This window comes from Arthrobacter sp. ERGS1:01 (genome assembly GCF_001281315.1).
Taxonomy (GTDB): Bacteria; Actinomycetota; Actinomycetes; order Actinomycetales; family Micrococcaceae; genus Specibacter.
The window spans coordinates 3,766,951-3,782,892 of the sequence record NZ_CP012479.1 but is presented as its reverse complement, the minus strand read 5'-3'; the positions used below and the strand labels follow the sequence as shown (position 1 = coordinate 3,782,892).

12 protein-coding genes are annotated in these 15,942 nt (G+C 66.0%); 8 read left to right on the top strand and 4 right to left on the bottom strand.

The features are described from left to right. Nucleotides 1–51: 51 nt before the first annotated feature. The 3 genes from AL755_RS21050 to AL755_RS21040 all read left to right on the top strand — a co-directional run bounded on the left by AL755_RS21050 (nucleotide 52) and on the right by AL755_RS21040 (nucleotide 2,354). Complete coding sequence (locus tag AL755_RS21050; RefSeq protein WP_054012685.1) at nucleotides 52–531, top strand: GNAT family N-acetyltransferase; 480 nt, start codon at nucleotides 52–54, stop codon at nucleotides 529–531. Nucleotides 532–548: 17 nt separating this feature from the next. Further along, entirely contained in the window at nucleotides 549–1,211 is a 663-nt protein-coding gene (locus AL755_RS21045; protein WP_054012684.1) for a GNAT family N-acetyltransferase, read from the top strand. 114 nt (nucleotides 1,212–1,325) lie between these two features. Then, complete coding sequence (locus tag AL755_RS21040; RefSeq protein ID WP_054012683.1) at nucleotides 1,326–2,354, top strand: LacI family DNA-binding transcriptional regulator; 1,029 nt, start codon at nucleotides 1,326–1,328, stop codon at nucleotides 2,352–2,354. Here the strand turns inward: AL755_RS21040 and AL755_RS21035 are convergent. The 4 genes from AL755_RS21035 to AL755_RS21020 are packed head-to-tail and all read right to left on the bottom strand — an operon-like array spanning nucleotide 2,351 to nucleotide 9,850. Continuing rightward, on the bottom strand, nucleotides 2,351–3,829 hold the full coding sequence (locus tag AL755_RS21035; protein ID WP_054012682.1) for a beta-N-acetylhexosaminidase: 1,479 nt from the start codon (nucleotides 3,827–3,829) through the stop codon (nucleotides 2,351–2,353). The genes AL755_RS21040 and AL755_RS21035 overlap by 4 nt on opposite strands. Nucleotides 3,830–3,831: 2 nt before the next feature. After that, the gene (locus tag AL755_RS21030) at nucleotides 3,832–5,415 is read right to left on the bottom strand and encodes a beta-N-acetylhexosaminidase (RefSeq protein ID WP_054012681.1); all 1,584 of its coding nucleotides are present in this window, start codon (nucleotides 5,413–5,415) and stop codon (nucleotides 3,832–3,834) included. Beyond that, the gene (locus tag AL755_RS21025) at nucleotides 5,412–6,755 is read right to left on the bottom strand and encodes a glycoside hydrolase 5 family protein (protein ID WP_202813539.1); all 1,344 of its coding nucleotides are present in this window, start codon (nucleotides 6,753–6,755) and stop codon (nucleotides 5,412–5,414) included. The genes AL755_RS21030 and AL755_RS21025 overlap by 4 nt, the downstream gene beginning before the upstream one ends. Next, nucleotides 6,752–9,850 carry an alpha-mannosidase gene (locus tag AL755_RS21020; protein ID WP_054012680.1) on the bottom strand — a complete coding sequence of 1,033 codons (3,099 nt, stop codon included), beginning with the start codon at nucleotides 9,848–9,850 and terminating at the stop codon, nucleotides 6,752–6,754. The genes AL755_RS21025 and AL755_RS21020 overlap by 4 nt, the downstream gene beginning before the upstream one ends. 303 nt (nucleotides 9,851–10,153) lie before the next feature. Between AL755_RS21020 and AL755_RS21015 the strand changes: the two genes are divergently transcribed. From AL755_RS21015 to AL755_RS20995, 5 genes are read left to right on the top strand one after another with little or no spacing between them, the layout of a single operon-like run. Next, a complete protein-coding gene (locus AL755_RS21015) occupies nucleotides 10,154–11,227 on the top strand; it encodes an ABC transporter permease (protein WP_054012679.1) in 1,074 nt (357 codons plus the stop codon). A gap of 3 nt (nucleotides 11,228–11,230) precedes the next feature. Further along, nucleotides 11,231–12,157 (top strand): ABC transporter permease, encoded by a 927-nt coding sequence (locus AL755_RS21010; protein WP_054012678.1) that lies wholly within the window; start codon nucleotides 11,231–11,233, stop codon nucleotides 12,155–12,157. Further along, the gene (locus AL755_RS21005; RefSeq protein ID WP_054012677.1) at nucleotides 12,154–13,209 is read left to right on the top strand and encodes an ABC transporter ATP-binding protein; all 1,056 of its coding nucleotides are present in this window, start codon (nucleotides 12,154–12,156) and stop codon (nucleotides 13,207–13,209) included. Before AL755_RS21010 ends, AL755_RS21005 begins: the two co-directional genes overlap by 4 nt. After that, a complete protein-coding gene (locus AL755_RS21000) occupies nucleotides 13,202–14,233 on the top strand; it encodes an ABC transporter ATP-binding protein (RefSeq protein ID WP_054012676.1) in 1,032 nt (343 codons plus the stop codon). The genes AL755_RS21005 and AL755_RS21000 overlap by 8 nt, the downstream gene beginning before the upstream one ends. Nucleotides 14,234–14,285: 52 nt before the next feature. Then, nucleotides 14,286–15,941 carry an ABC transporter substrate-binding protein gene (locus AL755_RS20995; RefSeq protein ID WP_054012675.1) on the top strand — a complete coding sequence of 552 codons (1,656 nt, stop codon included), beginning with the start codon at nucleotides 14,286–14,288 and terminating at the stop codon, nucleotides 15,939–15,941. Nucleotide 15,942 lies beyond the last annotated feature (1 nt).

Below are 15,942 nucleotides of genomic sequence, written 5' to 3'. Positions count from 1 at the left end.
GGGGTTGCGCACGGCTGCCACAGCTTCACCGGATCGAGTAAATTCGATTCCATGATTCGCATTGAGATCGACGACCCCGCCCGGGACGATGTCCGCCAATTGCTGAGCGAGCATTTGGCGGACATGTTGGGCACCTCGCCCGCCGAGAGCGTGCACGCGCTGGACCATGATGCGCTGTCCGGGCCGGACATCACGTTCTGGACGGCCCGCGAGGACGGGCTGCTCCTGGGATGCGGTGCGCTGAAGGAACTCGAGCCGCACGACGGCGAGATCAAGTCCATGCGCACCACCCCCACGGCGCGTGGCAGGGGTGTCGCCACCCTTGTGCTCACCCACATTGTTGAGGAGGCACGACGGCGGCACTACGGCCGGCTGTGGCTCGAAACGGGAAGCGACGAGTTTTTCGCGCCGGCGCGGCGGCTGTATGACCGGCACGGCTTCATTGAGTGCGCCCCGTTTGCCGACTACGTCCTCGACCCGCACAGCGTCTACATGGCCCGCCCGCTGGTGGTTCGCGCACCCTGGGCGTAGTTTCGTTAGACTGCAGGATGACCAGTCCCGCCCAGTTTTGGCCCCCTTTCGCCCTGACCCTAGTGACGCCGCGGCTGACCCTGCGCCCCATCCGTGACGAGGACATTCCGGCGGTCGTCGCCTCGGTGTTGAGCGGAATCCATCCACCCGAGGTGATGCCCTTCTCGCACCCCTGGACGCAGGCGAGTCCCGAGGACCTCCCGGCCAATTCGGCGCAGCACATCTGGCGGACCCGGGCCGAGGCCGGCAGGGACAAGTGGTCGCTGCAACTGGGTGTCTGGCACGGCGATGAATTGATCGGCTGCCAGGACTTCGGCGCCGCGGGCTTTGCCAACCTCAAGACCATCACCACGGGTTCCTGGCTGCGGCAAAGCGCCCAGGGTAAGGGGTTCGGCAAGGAGATGCGGGCGGCCGTGCTCCTCTACGCGTTCGACTGGCTGAAGGCGGAGGTGGCCGAATCCGAGGCGGCCGCCTGGAACGAGGCATCGCTGGGCGTATCCCGGTCCCTGGGCTACGAACCCAACGGCGTATTCCGGCATGCCTGGAAGCCCCATGAAATGACGGAGGTCCAGTACGTGCGCGTCACCCCGGAGACGTTCAAGCGGCCCGATTGGCTGTTGACCGTGGAGGGAAGCGAGGCCACGGCGAGGTATCTGGGCATCGGCGTGCCCGGAGAGTGACCCGGCAGGCCTTCAAGGGGCGTAACGATGTCCACATTAAGCGCTTTACCCTATAAAATGGGGAGCTGAAGATCCGCAAAATCGTTGCCGCTTTCAACCCCATCGAAGGACACCATGCCCCGGCCCACCATGCGCCAAATCGCCGAAGTCACGGGACTGTCCGAGGCCGCCGTCTCCTTTGCCCTGAACGGGAAGGCCGGGGTGTCACCGGCCACCGTGCGGCGCGTCCACGAGGCCGCCGAAAAGCTGGGCTGGCGCCGCAACGTGGCCGCGGCCGCCTTGTCCGGGGCCAAGGCCGGCGCCGTCGGCCTGGTGCTGGCGCGCAGCAACGAAGGCCTGGGCAACGACTCCTTCTTCCTGCGGCTCATCGCCGGCATTGAATCGGTCATCAACGCCGAGTCCCAGGCCCTGGTGCTGCAGATCGTCGAAACCATCCAGGAGGAGCAGGAAACGTACCAGCGCTGGTGGTCCGAACGCCGCGTGGACGGCGTGTTCGTGGTCGACCCGCGCGTGGATGATCCCCGCCCCGCCCAGTTGGGCGCCCTGGGACTGCCGGCCATTTTCATCGGGGCCTGTTCCGAAATGGGCCTGCCGGGCGTGAGCATTGACGACGGCGCCGCCATGGGCCTGATCGTTGAACACCTGTCCGGGCAGGGCCACACGCACATTGCCCACGTGGCCGGCATCAACGACCTCCTGCACACCCGCCGCCGGGTGGAGGCCTTCGCCCGCGTGTCCAAGGACCTGGGGATGCGCGCGCACAGCAGCTACCTGACTGACTACTCCCAGCACTCGGGCATCGAGGCCACCGAGGAGATCCTGGCGCTCGCCGACCGCCCCACGGCCGTCATCTACGACAACGAGGTCCTGGCGCTGGCCGGGCTGGCCACGTTCAACGAACACGGCGTGGTGGTCCCGCGCGACATGGCCGTGGTGGCCTGGGAGGACAACATCATCTGGACGGCCGTCCGTCCGCAGCTCACGGCCCTGCGCCGCGACCCGGCTGTGCTGGGTGCCAGGTCCGCCCACAGCCTGCTGGAACTCATCGCCGGCAACGTGCCCGCCGACGTCCAAATGCCGACGCCGGAACTCGTGGTGCGCGATTCAACAGTGCTCGGGGCAACCTCGAAGCAAGCCCGCTAGGCGGCCGGCGGCAGGCCCACCGGGCCGAACAGCGTGCTGAATTCCGCGTAGCTTGCCGCCGGCTTGGGTGAGCCCCACAGCTGCTGGCTCAGGGATCGGATCCAGTCGAGGGTTTGCCCGGCCACCTGTTCCTCGCTCATGGCCGGCGGGTGGTCGCACCAGATGGACATGACGGCCCCGGCCACGGGCACGGACGGGTCCAGGTCGAGGTCCGCCGCACCGCCGGCGGCCCCCATAAAGCGGTGCGGATGCCACAGTTCGTAGATGCCCTGCGCGGATTTCCGCCCCGACGCGGCCGGTACCGAATCGCTGGAGAGTACGAAGTACAGGTGGTCGCCGTTGCGGTTCACCAGCGTGTAGCCGGCGTCGTGGAGGTCCCGGGCGCTGGGGTAGGAGGTGTTCCAGCGGATCCACACCTCGACGTCGACGTCGAGGTCCAGCGCCACCCCGATTCCCGGATGGATGTGGTCGTTCCAGACCCGCGCCCGCTTCCCCTGCACCCGGAGCAGCGCATTGAGCCGGTTCAGGTACAGCACGTAGCCGTCCAGCGGCGTGGCCGGGGCGCCCGTCGCGGCCTCCGCAAAGCGGGTCAGGCTGGGGTAGCGCAGCGGGTGCCGGTGGTCCTCCGGCTCCCACGGTGCGGCAAAGAACTCGTCGCCGCCCAGGTGGAAATACGGTCCGGGGAAACGCTGCGCCCATTCCAGGACCACGTCGGCCACCAAGTCCTGTGCCTCGCTGCGGGCCACGTCGAGCTTGTCGTTCTCGACGGTCCCGTGCCGGTCGGTGATGGCAAGGTCCGGGTGGGCGGCCACGATGGCGGCCGCATGCGAGGGGGTGTCGAATTCCGGGACCACCGTGACGTGATGGGCTGCGGCGACGGCCAGGATGCCGTCAAGCTCCGCATAGGACAGGTGTTTTTCACTGACGATTTCCGGGTGGCTGGCGCATTCAAGGCCCACGCCGACGTTGTCGTTCAGGTGTAAATGCAGGTGGTTCAGCTTGAACCAGCCCATGTTTTCAATGAACCGGGCGAGCCACTGCGGGGAAAAATACTTGCGGCCCACATCCACCATGACCCCGCGCTGGGCGTAGTTGGGCCAGTCGGTCACGGTGCCGCGGACGGGCTTGCCGGTGCGCAGCCACTGCAACAGGGTGCGGGTGCCGTAGTACAGCCCGGCCTCGGTGGGTGCGGTGATGGTGAGCACCGCGCCGGCAGTCAGCCGATAAGCCTCGGCTGACTGCGCGGCCAGCGGCTCGAGCCGGAGCTCGATGTCGCCTGGTCTCGACAAGCTCGACCACCGGGGCCCCAAGCTCGACCACCGGATGCCCAGCTCGCCGGCCAGGCGCGCAGCCAGTTCCCCCAACGGGAGCGCATCCCGTGCCTGCAGCACCACACGGGTCCCGGGCGTCGGCACCCAGGCGGGGCCGGCGTCGTCGTTCCAATGCTGCACGGCAGGCACGGTTTGCAATCCCATAACTAGCTGCGGCCCGCCTTCGCCGCGATGTCCGGGCGCTCCTGCCAGGCATGCGGCCCGTCGAGCGGACGGAAGTCCACCCCGGCGGCCGAAAGCCGGTCAAGGTGCCCGTCCGCCAGGCGCTCCAGGAAGTCCGCATAATCGCGGTCCTCGCTCCAGGCCAGCTCGGCAAACGCGCTCAACCGCGGGTACGTGTTGTAGTCCCGGATCTCGCGCGTGTCCAGGTATTCCGTCCAAACCTGGGCCTGGATGCCGGTGATGGCAGCCCCCGTGGATTCGGCGGCGGCCAGCACCCTCGGCTCCAGCGGCTCAAAGTTGTACAGCTTTTCCGTGGACAGCAGGGGGCTGCAACCGCTGGGTTCGCGGGGATTGTCGTTCTCCCGGAAATCCAGGTACAGGTGCGAGCAGCAGGAAATGGTGGTGTCGTAGCCGGCGGCCAGGCTGTGCACCACGGTGTCCAGCCCGCCCCAGGCGTTGACGACGGCGGTCGTGGGCATCGTGGAGCTGACGGCCTCATGCCACACCCCGGCCCGGCGTCCCCGGCTCTCCAAATGCGCGGCGAGCTGGCCCAGGAACCAGCCGTGCAGCAGTTCCACGGACTCCAGGCCCAGATCGGCGGCGCGCTGCCGCACGGTTTCGGAGGCGTGCCAGCGCTCGTACGGGACCTCGTCGCCGCCCAGGTGGATGACGGGGGCGTCAAAAACGTCCATCACGGTGTCGAGCACGGTGCGGAAGAAGTCCAGCGTGTAATCGGAGGGGTCCAGGATGCAATCGTTCACGCCCCACCCCGTCCACACCTCCACTTCGGGTGCCCCGACGCCCAGCTGCGGGTACGCGGCAATGGCCGCCACGGAGTGCCCGGGCAGGTCGATCTCGGGAATGATCACCACGCCGCGGTCCTTCGCATACGCAACGGCCTCGCGCAGCTCGTCCAGCGAATAGCATCCGCCGTGCGGGCGGCCCTTCATGAACCGGCCGTCCTCCGTGTACACCTCCATGGTGTCCTTGCGCCAGGAGGAAACCTCGGCCAGCCGCGGGAACGCGGGGATCTCCATGCGCCAGCCCTGGTCGTCGGTCAGGTGCAGGTGCAGCGCGTTGAGCTTGTGCGCGGCGGCCAGGTCGATGAACCGCAGCAGCTCGTCCTGGGGCACGAAGTGCCGTGACACGTCCAAGTGCACGCCGCGGAACGCGAACGACGGCGCGTCCTCGATGCTCACGTTGGGAAGTTCGACGCCGGCGCCCCTCACCGGTGCGGGCGCGAACCCCCGGGAGCCGACCAGCTGGCGCAGTGTCTGGGCCGCGTTGATGACACCCTCCACGCCGGCGGCGGACACCGTGATGCCGGTGGGGTTGATGCCCAGGCGGTAGGCGCCGGCCGGAAGGGCGGCGTCCTCGGTGATGCGCAGCCACGCCTCGCCGGTGGTGGATACGGGCTGGATGCGAGCGTCGAGCCAATCCTCCAGGGAGCGCAGCAGCCAGCCGCCCACGGGGATGAAGGATTCGATGCCAAACGCCTCGGGGACGGCCGTCCAGCCGTGGTGCTCGGTCACCGATGTGGGTGCCGGGACCAGGTTCAATGCGCTCATGCTTCCACCGTTTCCGCCCAAATGTTTGCTTCGCTGACCACGGGGACATCGCCCACCCCGGCGGGCCGGGCGCCAACCGCCTCAGCCGTGACGACGTTGTTGATGCCGCGGGCGGCGAGGTAGCCGGCGTCGGCCAGCTTGGCTTCGCGCACCAGGGTGGGCTTCTCGCCGCGGGCGGCAAGTTCCAGCCAGGCCGCGAAGACTTCGCCGGAGGGATCGGTCACGGAGCGGCCAACGCCCGTTGCCTCGTCGCCGGAGTCGAAGGACAGCGCCGTGCCGCGCTGCACCGGAGCGGTGGGGTTGCGCTTTTCTTCCTGGATCATCTCGGCGAGGCGCCGGCCGGCGGGTTTGACCTTCCGGTCCGAGTCCAGCAGGCCCAGCGTGTATTCCAGTTCCGGGAAGTCGGCCAGCTTGCGGCTGACGTCGTGCGAGCACCACCAGGTGGTGCCCCACAGGTTCGGCGTATCCATGAGCGGGCGCAGGCTCGCCTCCAGGAAGTCCGCGGCCTGCTCCTTCGGCACGGCCGGGTACGGCGCGCCGATTTCCTGCAGCCAGATGGGGCGGGTGGGGGTTTCGGCCCACGAATCGGCCAGCTGCACCAGGTAGTCGGCAAACAACGTCCTGGCCGGGTGGCCGGCCGGGAACAGCCTGGACACCGAAGTGAAGACCCACGAGTGCACGGTGGTCGCATCGCCCAGCGACGCCGCATGGCGCGGGGTCACGGGGGAGGAGTCGATGAACCACACGTTGTCGTCGAAGCTGTGCTGGTGCATGCCCTGAGGCCACACCTTCTTAACCGTGTCGATGAGGGTGTTGATCCACTCGCCCATCTGGGCCGGAGTCGTTTCATGCTTTTCGGGGTGGCGGGCCACCGCGAACTGGTTGGTCTCGTTGCCCAGGGTCATGCCCAGCACGTTGGGTCGCGCAGTGACCTCGGTGGCGAGGGCCGTGACGAGTTCGGCCTGGGCGGCAATGACGTCCGGGTCGGTGAAGATGTTCCGGCGGTGCCAGCTGGTCACCCAGGACGGCAGGTAATCGTAGCTGGAGAGGTGCCCCTGCAGCCCGTCCACGGAGACGTCCAGGCCGAACTCGGCGGCGGCGTCCACCACCTTGCCCACGTCGGCAATGCCCGCCGGGCGGATCAGGGTGCGGTTGGGTTGCAGCAACGGCCACAGCGGGAAGATCCGCACGTGGTCGAGGCCGATCGAGGCGATCGACTCCAGATCGGCCTTGACGGCGTCAATGTTGAAGTCCTGCCAGGAGTGGAACCAGCTCTCGCTGGGGGTGTAGTTGACACCCCAGCGCAGCGGCGCCGTGCGAGCTGTGGGAGCGGAGCTCATTTGTTGCCTTTCTTGAGACGGAGGGTGACGATCTGGAACGGGCGGAGCACCACGGTGGCGACACCGTCGGCAAAGGTGAGCGAACCGCCGTCGTGCGGCTGCTCCAGCAGGTTGTTCTCCGCGGCGGAGACCACCTCGAAGGAGGCGTTGAGCGTGACCTTGGCGCGGGCGCCCAGAGGCTCGTACAGGCGCACGATCACATCACCGCTGCGGTCATCGGCCAGCTTGACGGCCTCAACCAACGCGGCCGCGGAACTCGTGGTGACCAAGGGCGCCACCGGGGCGCCGGTGAGGGCGCGCTCGGGCAGGTTCAGGGCGTAACCGGCGGCCACGGCGTCGGCCACGTCCGCGCCCACCACGAAGGCGTAGTTGAAGGTGTGGTTGCCCTGGTCGGTCTCGGGGTCCGGGAACTTCGGGCCGCGCAACAGGGACAGCCGGACGGTGGTGAAGGAGGAGCCGTCCCCGCCCAGATGGCGGGAGACGTCGTGGCCGTAGGTGGAATCGTTGATGACCGCGGCACCGAAACCGGGCTCGCTGACGTGGACCCAGCGGTGCGCGCACACCTCAAAGCGGGCGCTGTCCCAGGACGTGTTCTCGTGCGTGGGGCGCTGGATGTGGCCGTACTGGGTCTCGAAGCGGGCCGAATCGGCGTGCACGTCGATGGGGAACGCGGCCTTGAGCAGCGTCTCCTGTTCGTGCCAGTCGATGTCGTTGGCCACCGTGACGGTCTTCGAATCCGGGGCGATCCGCACCTGCTGGCGCACCACCGAGTTGCGGAAGGAGCGCTTGATCGAGACCACAACGGTGCCGTCGGCTTCCGTGGCGGTTTCCAGGGAATCGAGTTCGCGCACATCGGTGACGGTGTTCTTGTAGAACTCGTCGATGTCCCAGGCGTCCCACATGTTCGGGAAGTCGGCGTGCAGCTGGAGCAGGTTGGCGCCCTGGCCGGCCGGCACCACGTCGCGGTCCGCGGCCACGTCCACCATGGAGGTGGTCACGCCGTCGGCGTCGAAGCGGACGGTGATCAGGCCGTTGCCGACGACGACGTCGGAGCCGTCCCGCTCCACCGTCACGGGGGCCTTGGCTGCTGCCGCAACGCCGGCCGAGAACGCCGCCACGCCGTTGCGGGCAAACGGGGAGCCGTTGAACACGAGGTTCGCGGTGGTCGAGCTTGCCGAGACCTCGACAGGCTCGGTCACCGATGCCGCGAGTGCCTCCTGGGCGCGGGCGATGATCACGTTCAAGTCCGCGGTCATTTCCGCGTGGCGTTCGGCCGCTTCGCGGTGCACCCAGGCGATGGAGGAGCCGGGCAGGATGTCGTGGAACTGGTGCAGTAGGACCAGCTTCCAGATCCGGTCCAGTTCCTCGTACGGGTACTCGATCCGGCCGCGGGCGGCGGCCGTGGCGCTCCATAGCTCGGCCTCGCGCAGCAGGTGTTCGTTGCGGCGGTTGCCCTGCTTGGTCAGCGCCTGCGAGGTGTAGGTGCCGCGGTGCAGTTCAAGGTACAGCTCTCCCTTCCAGACGGGGGCGTTGGAGTATTCCGCCTCGGCCGCCGTGAAGAACTCCTTCGGGGTTTGGATGGTGACCTGGGCCGAGCCTTCGAGGTTCTTGGTGCGGCGGGCGTGGGCGATCTGCTCACGCGTGGGTCCGCCACCGCCGTCGCCCCAGCCAAACGGTGCCAGCGAGTGGTTGGAGGCCCCCTTGTCGCGAAAGTTGCGCACGGCGTGGGCCAGCTGGCCGCCTGAAAGGTCGGAGTTGTAGGTGTCGACGGGCGGGAAGTGGGTGAAGACGCGGGTGCCGTCGATGCCCTCCCAGTTAAAGGTGTGGTGCGGGAACTTGTTGACGGTGTTCCAGGAGATCTTCTGGGTCAGGAACCACTTGGCGCCGGCCAGCTTCACGATTTGCGGCAGCGCGGCCGAGTAGCCGAAGGAGTCGGGCAGCCAGACTTCCTCGCACTGGATGCCGAAGTTCTCGGTGAAGAACCGTTGCCCGAAGGTGAACTGGCGGGCCATGGCTTCCGAGCCCACCATGTTGGTGTCGGATTCCACCCACATGCCGCCCACGGGGATGAAGCGGCCGCCGGCCACGGCCTCCTTGACCTTGGCGAAGACCTCGGGGCGCTGTTCCTTGATCCATTCGTACTGCTGGGCGGAGGACATGGCGAACTGCATGTCGGGATATTCGGCCAGCAGGTTCACCATGTTGGAGCTGGTGCGGGCCACCTTGCGGACGGTTTCCCGCACGGGCCAGAGCCAGGCCGAGTCGATGTGGGCGTGGCCGATCGCGGTGAGCTGGTGGGCGCTGGCGTTGGCCGGCTGGGCCAGGACCTTTTCCAGCTTCTCGCGGCCGGCCGCGGCGGTGCCGGAAATGTCCTTCAGGACCACGGCGTCCAGGGCGCGTTCGATCGCGTACAGGATGTCCCAGCGGCGGGGGTCGCCCAGGTCAAGCTCGTGCTGGAGCTGGTACAGCACCTCGAGGTCCTGGACCAGTTCCCAGACGCCCTGGTTGAAGACATTGATGTCGGCGCGGGCCACCTTGTACCGGGGCTTGTCGCCGGCCGTGGACTTTTCGCCGAGCTCGGTGGGCGCAAACGGGTTGTGGTCAAGGATCAGCGGGTTGGCGGCCGCCTCAAGGTAGAAGTCGATCTGCTCGCCCCCCTTGGCGTCCTTGGTGACGGGAAGCCAGGAGTTGAAGGGGTTCAGCGCCTTGATGACGCTGCCGTCCGGGTTGTACGCCAGACCTTCGGCCTGGAATCCGGGGGAGTGGCGGTCCCAGCCTAAGTCGATGACCATTTCCACGGCCTTGCCGGCCGCCTGTGCCGGTACGACGCCGGTCACGTGGATCCAGCTCGTGCCCCAGGCCGGTCCCCACTCCTGGCCGACGGCGAACGGCTGGTAGTCCACGCCCGCTGTGCTCTTGACGGCGGCGTCTCCGCCGGGCAGTGCCACTGCGGGGTCAACGGGTTCGCCCAGGCCGCCCTCGACGTGCCACGCCGTCATCTCAAGATCGGCCAGGTGGGTGTAGATGGACGGAATGATCCGTTCCTTCAGGACTCGCTGTAACCGGTTCTCGATCAAGCTGTGGTTGTCATGCATGGGGGCTCACCTTTCGGGCGGGATCTTCGTCTCCGGGATGTTCTCTTCATCTAGAAGAAGCATATGTGTTGGTGGGCAACATCACTTAGGCGCTTAAGCTAGCATCATCAATGCAACCACTTTTTTGCTTCGTATGCCAGCGCAAAGGCAGAACTTCATTCGATTTTCGTCTAAAGAGTGTCTTCATGTTTAATCAATCGAACGAAGTAGCTGTTGTTTATTTGAAATCTAATGTAGCGTGGCTCACAGTTTGCGATTACTTGGGAGGTAAATGTGTCCGTTGATGTACAAGATCGTCCGCCCTTGGATAAGGGGGAGGGGGCCGGAGCGGACTCGCGTGTCCGGAAGCGGCCCCGCTTCTCCTACCGGTCCCGCATCCAGGGACTGCGGTACCTGGGCAAGCGGCTTCTCACATACCTGATCGTGGCCCTGATCTCGCTGGTGGCAAACTTCATGCTGCCCCGGTTCATGCCCGGCAATCCCGCCGACCAGATGATCCAAAGCATCGTCGCCAAGACCGGCAACATGCCCAGCCCCTACGCGCTGGCACAGATTTACGCCCGCTACGGTGATCCGAACCAAAACGTGTTCGTGGCGTTCTGGCACTACCTGGTCCAGACCCTCTCGGGCGACCTGGGCTTGTCCATCCAGTACTACCCGGTCCCGGTGGCCGACCTTATTGGCCGGGCCCTGCCGTGGACGCTGTACCTTGCCATCTTCTCCACCATCATCGGCTGGATCATCGGCACCTGGGCCGGCGCCAAGCTTGGCTGGAAGCCGGGCCGCAAACTTGATTCGATCATCACCCCGATCGCCATGTTCTTCAGCTCCATCCCGGCCTTCTGGCTGGGCCTGCTGCTGGTCTGGTTCATCAGCTACAAGCACGGCTGGCTGCCGCCGCAGGGCGCGTACAACGAAAGCCTGCCGATCAACCTCCTTGATCCGACCTTCCTGGCCAGCGTGGCGATCTATTCCATCCTGCCCATGGCCACCCTGGTTCTGGTGGGTTTCGCCAACTGGATGTTCACCATGCGCAACATGATGATCACCACGGTCAACGAGGACTACGTCCAGCTGGCCCGCGCAAAGGGCCTGAAGCCGAACAAGGTGCTGAAAAACTACGCCGCCCGCAACGCCCTGCTGCCCAACTTCACCGGCCTGGCCCAGTCCATCGGCGCATCGCTGACGGCGGTGATCCTGGCCGAGAGCGTGTTCATCTACCCCGGCGTGGGCTCCCTGCTCTTCGCCGCCCAGGGCACCCGCGACTACCCCGTCATGCAGGGCATCATGTTGCTCATCATCCTGGTCAGCCTGGTCTTCAACTTCATCGCCGACTCCGTTTACGTACTGCTCGATCCGCGGACCAAGGAGAAATAAGCCATGTTCGCCAGATTCATGTCACTGCGCAAGGTCCAGATCGGCCTGGTCATCATGGCCGTCTTCCTGCTCGCCGCAGCCTTCGGCCAGCCGTTCAGCGAGCACGTGCTCGGCTGGACCCCCTACATGTTTGACGAAAACGCCATGGGCCAGGCACCGTCCGCCCAACATTGGATGGGCACCACGAGCTCCGGCCAGGATGCGCTGTCCTGGCTGCTGTACGGAGCCCGCAGCTCCATGCTGGTGGGCCTGATGTCCGCCGTCATCGGCACCGCCCTCTCGGTGGTCATCGGCACGATTGCCGGTTTCTCCGGCGGCGCCGTGGACAGGTTCCTCAACGGCGTCATCCTGGTGGTCCAGAACATCCCGTCGTTCGCGATCCTGTTCATGATTGCCGGGCTGTTGCAGAACGCCAACGTGCTGCTCGTCTCCATCATCATCGGCGGGCTGGAATGGACGGGCGGCGCACGCGCCATCCGCGCCCAGGCCATGTCGCTGCGCGGCCGCGACTTCACCGCAGCCCTGCGCACCATCGGCGAACACCCGCTGCGGGTCATCATGGTCGAGGTGCTCCCGCACCTCTCGGGCATCATATCCCCCATGTTCCTGCGCCTGATCGCCGCCGGCGTCGGCATGCAGGCCTCCCTCGCCTTCCTCGGCATTGGCAGCGCCGCCCAGCCCAGCTGGGGCCTGATGATCAACTACGCCACCACCCAGAACGCCCTGTTCAACGGACAGTGGTGGTGGTTCGCGCCTCCCGGGCTCTGCCTGGCGTTGATCGGCTTCGCCACCACCATGATCAACTTCGGCCTGGACGAAGTCACCAACCCGACCCTGAGCTCCAAGCGCATGACCCTGATGCGCAGGTTCCTCAAGCAAAAGTCACGCCAGGATGCCGCAGAGCAGGCCAAGATTGGAGCACTGGTATGAAACTGGAAACCGTAGCCGAGATTGCCGAGCGCATCGCCACCTCACCGCCGCTGCTGGAGGCAAAGGGCTTGTGCGTCGACTATGTGACGGAAGTCGGAAACCTCCGCGCCTGCGACGACATCAACATCACCTTGCACCGTGGCGAAATCCTCGGCATCGCCGGCGAATCCGCTTCCGGAAAGTCCACCCTGCTGGCGGCCCTGGGCCGGCTGCAGCGGGCACCCGCGGTGACCAGCGCCGGGCAAGTGGTCTTCCACGCCAAGGGCAAGGCCCCCGTCGACCTGACGAAGCTTTCCGAAGAGCAGCTCGTGGACTACCGCTGGAGCGGCATCTCGATCGTGATGCAGAGCGCCATGGCGTGCCTGAACCCGGTCAGCCGGTTGAAGGCACAGTTCCTGGACGTCCTGCTGGCCCACGACCGCGAACTGACCAAGGCCTCCGCCACGACCCGCGCCGAGGAACTGCTGCAAATGGTGGGGATCCCCTCACACCGCATCAACGCCTTCCCGCACGAACTCTCCGGCGGCATGCAGCAGCGCGCACTCATCGCGCTGTCCCTGGCCTGCGACCCGGAACTGGTGTTGATGGATGAGCCGACCACCGCCGTCGACGTCGTCATGCAACGCCAGATCCTCTCCAAGGTCCTGGAACTGCAGGAAAAGCTGGGCTTCGCGATCGCCTTCGTCACCCACGATCTGTCCCTGCTCCTGGAAATCTCCGACCGGATCGCCATCATGTACGGCGGAAAGATCGTGGAGGTCGGCACGGCGGCGCAGCTGTACGAGGCGCCCCGGCACCCCTACACGCAGGGCCTGCGCAACGCGTTCCCCCCGCTGACCGAACCCGTCCGCAAGCTCACGGGCATTCCCGGTTCGCCGCCCAACCTGCTGAACCTGCCCCAGGGCTGTGCGTTTGCGCCGCGGTGCCCGCAGAAGATTGCCCGTTGCGAAAGCGAAATCCCGGTCCTGCTCGACATCCCCGGCGGCCGCGCTGCCTGCCACCTCGTCACCCCGGAAACCCTGTCAGTCATCAAGGAGGAACTCCATGTCTGAGACACCCGAACAAGTCCCGGTACTGGAAGCCCGCAACCTCAAATTGCACTTCGACGTCCACGTGGGCGGGGAACGCAAGACCATCAAGGCCCTGGACGGCGTCGATTTGAAGCTGTACCCCGGCCAGACCATGGCACTCGTGGGGGAGTCCGGCTCCGGCAAGACCACGATTGCCCGGGTCTTCTCGCTGATCTACAAGCAGACCGCCGGCGAGGTGCTCTTCCGCGGCACCCCGATCAAGGTCTCGCCCCGGCATGAACGCGAGTACTTCAACAACATCCAGCTGATCTTCCAGGATCCCTTCGCTTCGCTGAACTCGCTCAAGAAGATCAGCTACATCCTGGGCCGCGTGCTGAAGATCCACGGCCTGGCCAAGAGCCGCAAGGACGTGCGGGCCAAGTCACTGGAACTGCTCGAACGCGTGAGCATGTCCCCGGCCGAGGCCTACATCGACCGGTACCCCACGGACCTCTCCGGCGGCCAGCGCCAGCGCATCGCCATCGCCCGGTCCCTGGCGGTGTCCCCGAGCGTCATCCTGGCCGATGAGCCCACCTCCATGCTGGATGCCTCGATCCGCCTGGACGTGCTGAACCTGTTGTCCGATCTCCGCGAGGAGGAGGGCATGGCCGTCATGTACATCACCCATGACATTGCCAGCGCCCGCTACCTCTCCGACAGGATCTCGGTCATGTACGGCGGGGTCATTGTGGAGTCGGGGGCCACCGAAGAGGTGATCGCCAACCCCAAGCATCCGTACACGAAGCTCCTGCTGGCCGCCGCGCCGAACCCGGCGCGGTTCAAGGGATCGGGCATTGAGATCCCCAGCGAAGCCTCCGCCGGCACCGGCATGGACAACAGCAAGATGCACGGCGGCTGCCGCTTTGCCTCACGCTGCCCGGCCGTCATGGACCGGTGCCTGAGCGAGGAACCCAAGCTCCTGGAGCTGGGCGGCCGCCAATCGGCCTGCTGGCTTGTCGAGGATGAGGCCAAGGCCGCGACAATCGGGCACCTGGTCAGCAACTAGACGTTTTTAGCTTTTCAACCACTTCAACAAAATCACTTTGGAAGGAATACCCATGAAGGACTTTGGACGCAGGAATTTTCTGGGCGCGATCATTGCCGGTTCGGCATTGACCATGGTTGGCTGCAAGGGTGCGGTGGGCGGCGGCGATGCCGGCAACGGTGTCCTGACCCTGGGGGCCGACGCCGGCGCCTCGAACCAGTTCCCGGAAAACTTCAATGCCAACGGCGGCGGCGACGGCGGCCCGGGCATCGGCTTCTTCTACGAGACGCTGTTCCGGGTTTCCACCCGCAACGGCGGCAAGCTCGAGCCGGCACTGGCCGAGAAGGTCGTGTACTCCAACGGCGGAGCCACGGCCACCTACACCCTCCGCAAGGGCGTCACCTGGAGCGACGGCAAGCCGTTCACGGCCGACGACGTCGCCTTCACCTACAACTTCGTGTTCGGCACCCCCGGGCCCGACCAGTTCATCAAGGAGCCCGTCAAGGCCCTTGACCCGCTGACCGTTCAGGTGAACTACACGAGCCCGAATTACCAGCAGGACACCAACATGTCCATGTACTACCCCGTGTACCCCAAGCACATCTACGGGCAGCAGGCGGACTACGGCAAGTACGTCGACAAGAAGCCCGTTGGCACCGGCCCGGGCGTGCTCAAGTCCTTCTCCGGCCAGCAGGTCCAGATCACGCTGCGCGAGGACTACTGGGGCGGCAAGGCCAAGGGTGTCAAGGAGGTCCACATCATCCCCACCGGAACCGTGGGCAACATCCAGTCCTCGATCTCCTCCGGAAAGGTTGACTGGGCCGACGGCGGCGGTGCCGGCGTCCTGACCCAGTTCCTGGGCATGAACAAGGACAACAACTACGAATACTTCCCCGACGGCTCCTCCCGCGGCGTCATGTTCGGCTGCAACTATGCGCCGCTGAACGACCCCGCGGTCCGTCGCGCCCTGCGCGACTCGGTGGATTTGACCGCCGCCACCAAGGCCGTGGGCATTGGCTACACGGTGCCCTCGATCACCGGCCTGAACATGGAACTGTACAAGGACGCCCTGCTTCCCGAGTACGCCAAGCCCCTCACCCCGAACGTGGAGCAGGCCAAGGCGGACCTGGCCGCGGCCGGTTTCACCGTCGTCGGCGGCAACCTGACCAAGGCCGGCAAGTCGTACCCGCTGCGACTGTTCGTGAACCTGGGCCAGGCCACCGACATCGTGGTCGCTCCCATGATCATCGACCAGTGGAAGAAGAACCTCGGCATCGACGTGGCGTACATGCCCACCCCGGACACCGTGTTCCAGGCCAAGATCCACGACTACGAAATGATGGTCTGGACCACCAACCTCAACGGCTCCGCCTACAACGCGTACCAGGGCTACAGCTGGTCCAACATGAGCGAGAAGGCGCAGAAGAACGGCGCCGGCAACCAGGGCCTGTGGAAGATGCCCAAGGCCGCCAACGATGCGCTCATCGAGCTCTCCAGCGTCCCCATGGAGCAGACCGCCCAGATCAACAAGCTCCTGCAGGTCATCCAGGCCGCCGTCGCGAACGACGCTCCGTACATGTCGTACATGAGCGGCGGTTCGGGCGAAATGTGGACCACCAAGAACTGGAAGGGCTTCCCCACCATGGCGGATGCGGAGTTCAACTACCGCTCCAGCATTGGCGGCTACAACAACGTCAGCCTCACCACCGTCAACCTGACCAAGGCGTAGG

Excerpts from the sequence above, each read along its gene's own strand:
- AL755_RS21040 (WP_054012683.1), top strand. The coding sequence starts at position 1,326 with ATGCCCCGGCCCACCATGCGCCAAATCGCCGAAGTCACGGGACTGTCC.
- AL755_RS21050 (WP_054012685.1), top strand. The coding sequence starts at position 52 with ATGATTCGCATTGAGATCGACGACCCCGCCCGGGACGATGTCCGCCAA.
- AL755_RS21045 (WP_054012684.1), top strand. The coding sequence starts at position 549 with ATGACCAGTCCCGCCCAGTTTTGGCCCCCTTTCGCCCTGACCCTAGTG.
- AL755_RS21025 (WP_202813539.1), bottom strand. The coding sequence starts at position 6,755 with ATGAGCTCCGCTCCCACAGCTCGCACGGCGCCGCTGCGCTGGGGTGTC.
- AL755_RS21010 (WP_054012678.1), top strand. The coding sequence starts at position 11,231 with ATGTTCGCCAGATTCATGTCACTGCGCAAGGTCCAGATCGGCCTGGTC.
- AL755_RS21020 (WP_054012680.1), bottom strand. The coding sequence starts at position 9,850 with ATGCATGACAACCACAGCTTGATCGAGAACCGGTTACAGCGAGTCCTG.
- AL755_RS21035 (WP_054012682.1), bottom strand. The coding sequence starts at position 3,829 with ATGGGATTGCAAACCGTGCCTGCCGTGCAGCATTGGAACGACGACGCC.
- AL755_RS21005 (WP_054012677.1), top strand. The coding sequence starts at position 12,154 with ATGAAACTGGAAACCGTAGCCGAGATTGCCGAGCGCATCGCCACCTCA.
- AL755_RS20995 (WP_054012675.1), top strand. The coding sequence starts at position 14,286 with ATGAAGGACTTTGGACGCAGGAATTTTCTGGGCGCGATCATTGCCGGT.
- AL755_RS21000 (WP_054012676.1), top strand. The coding sequence starts at position 13,202 with ATGTCTGAGACACCCGAACAAGTCCCGGTACTGGAAGCCCGCAACCTC.
- AL755_RS21030 (WP_054012681.1), bottom strand. The coding sequence starts at position 5,415 with ATGAGCGCATTGAACCTGGTCCCGGCACCCACATCGGTGACCGAGCAC.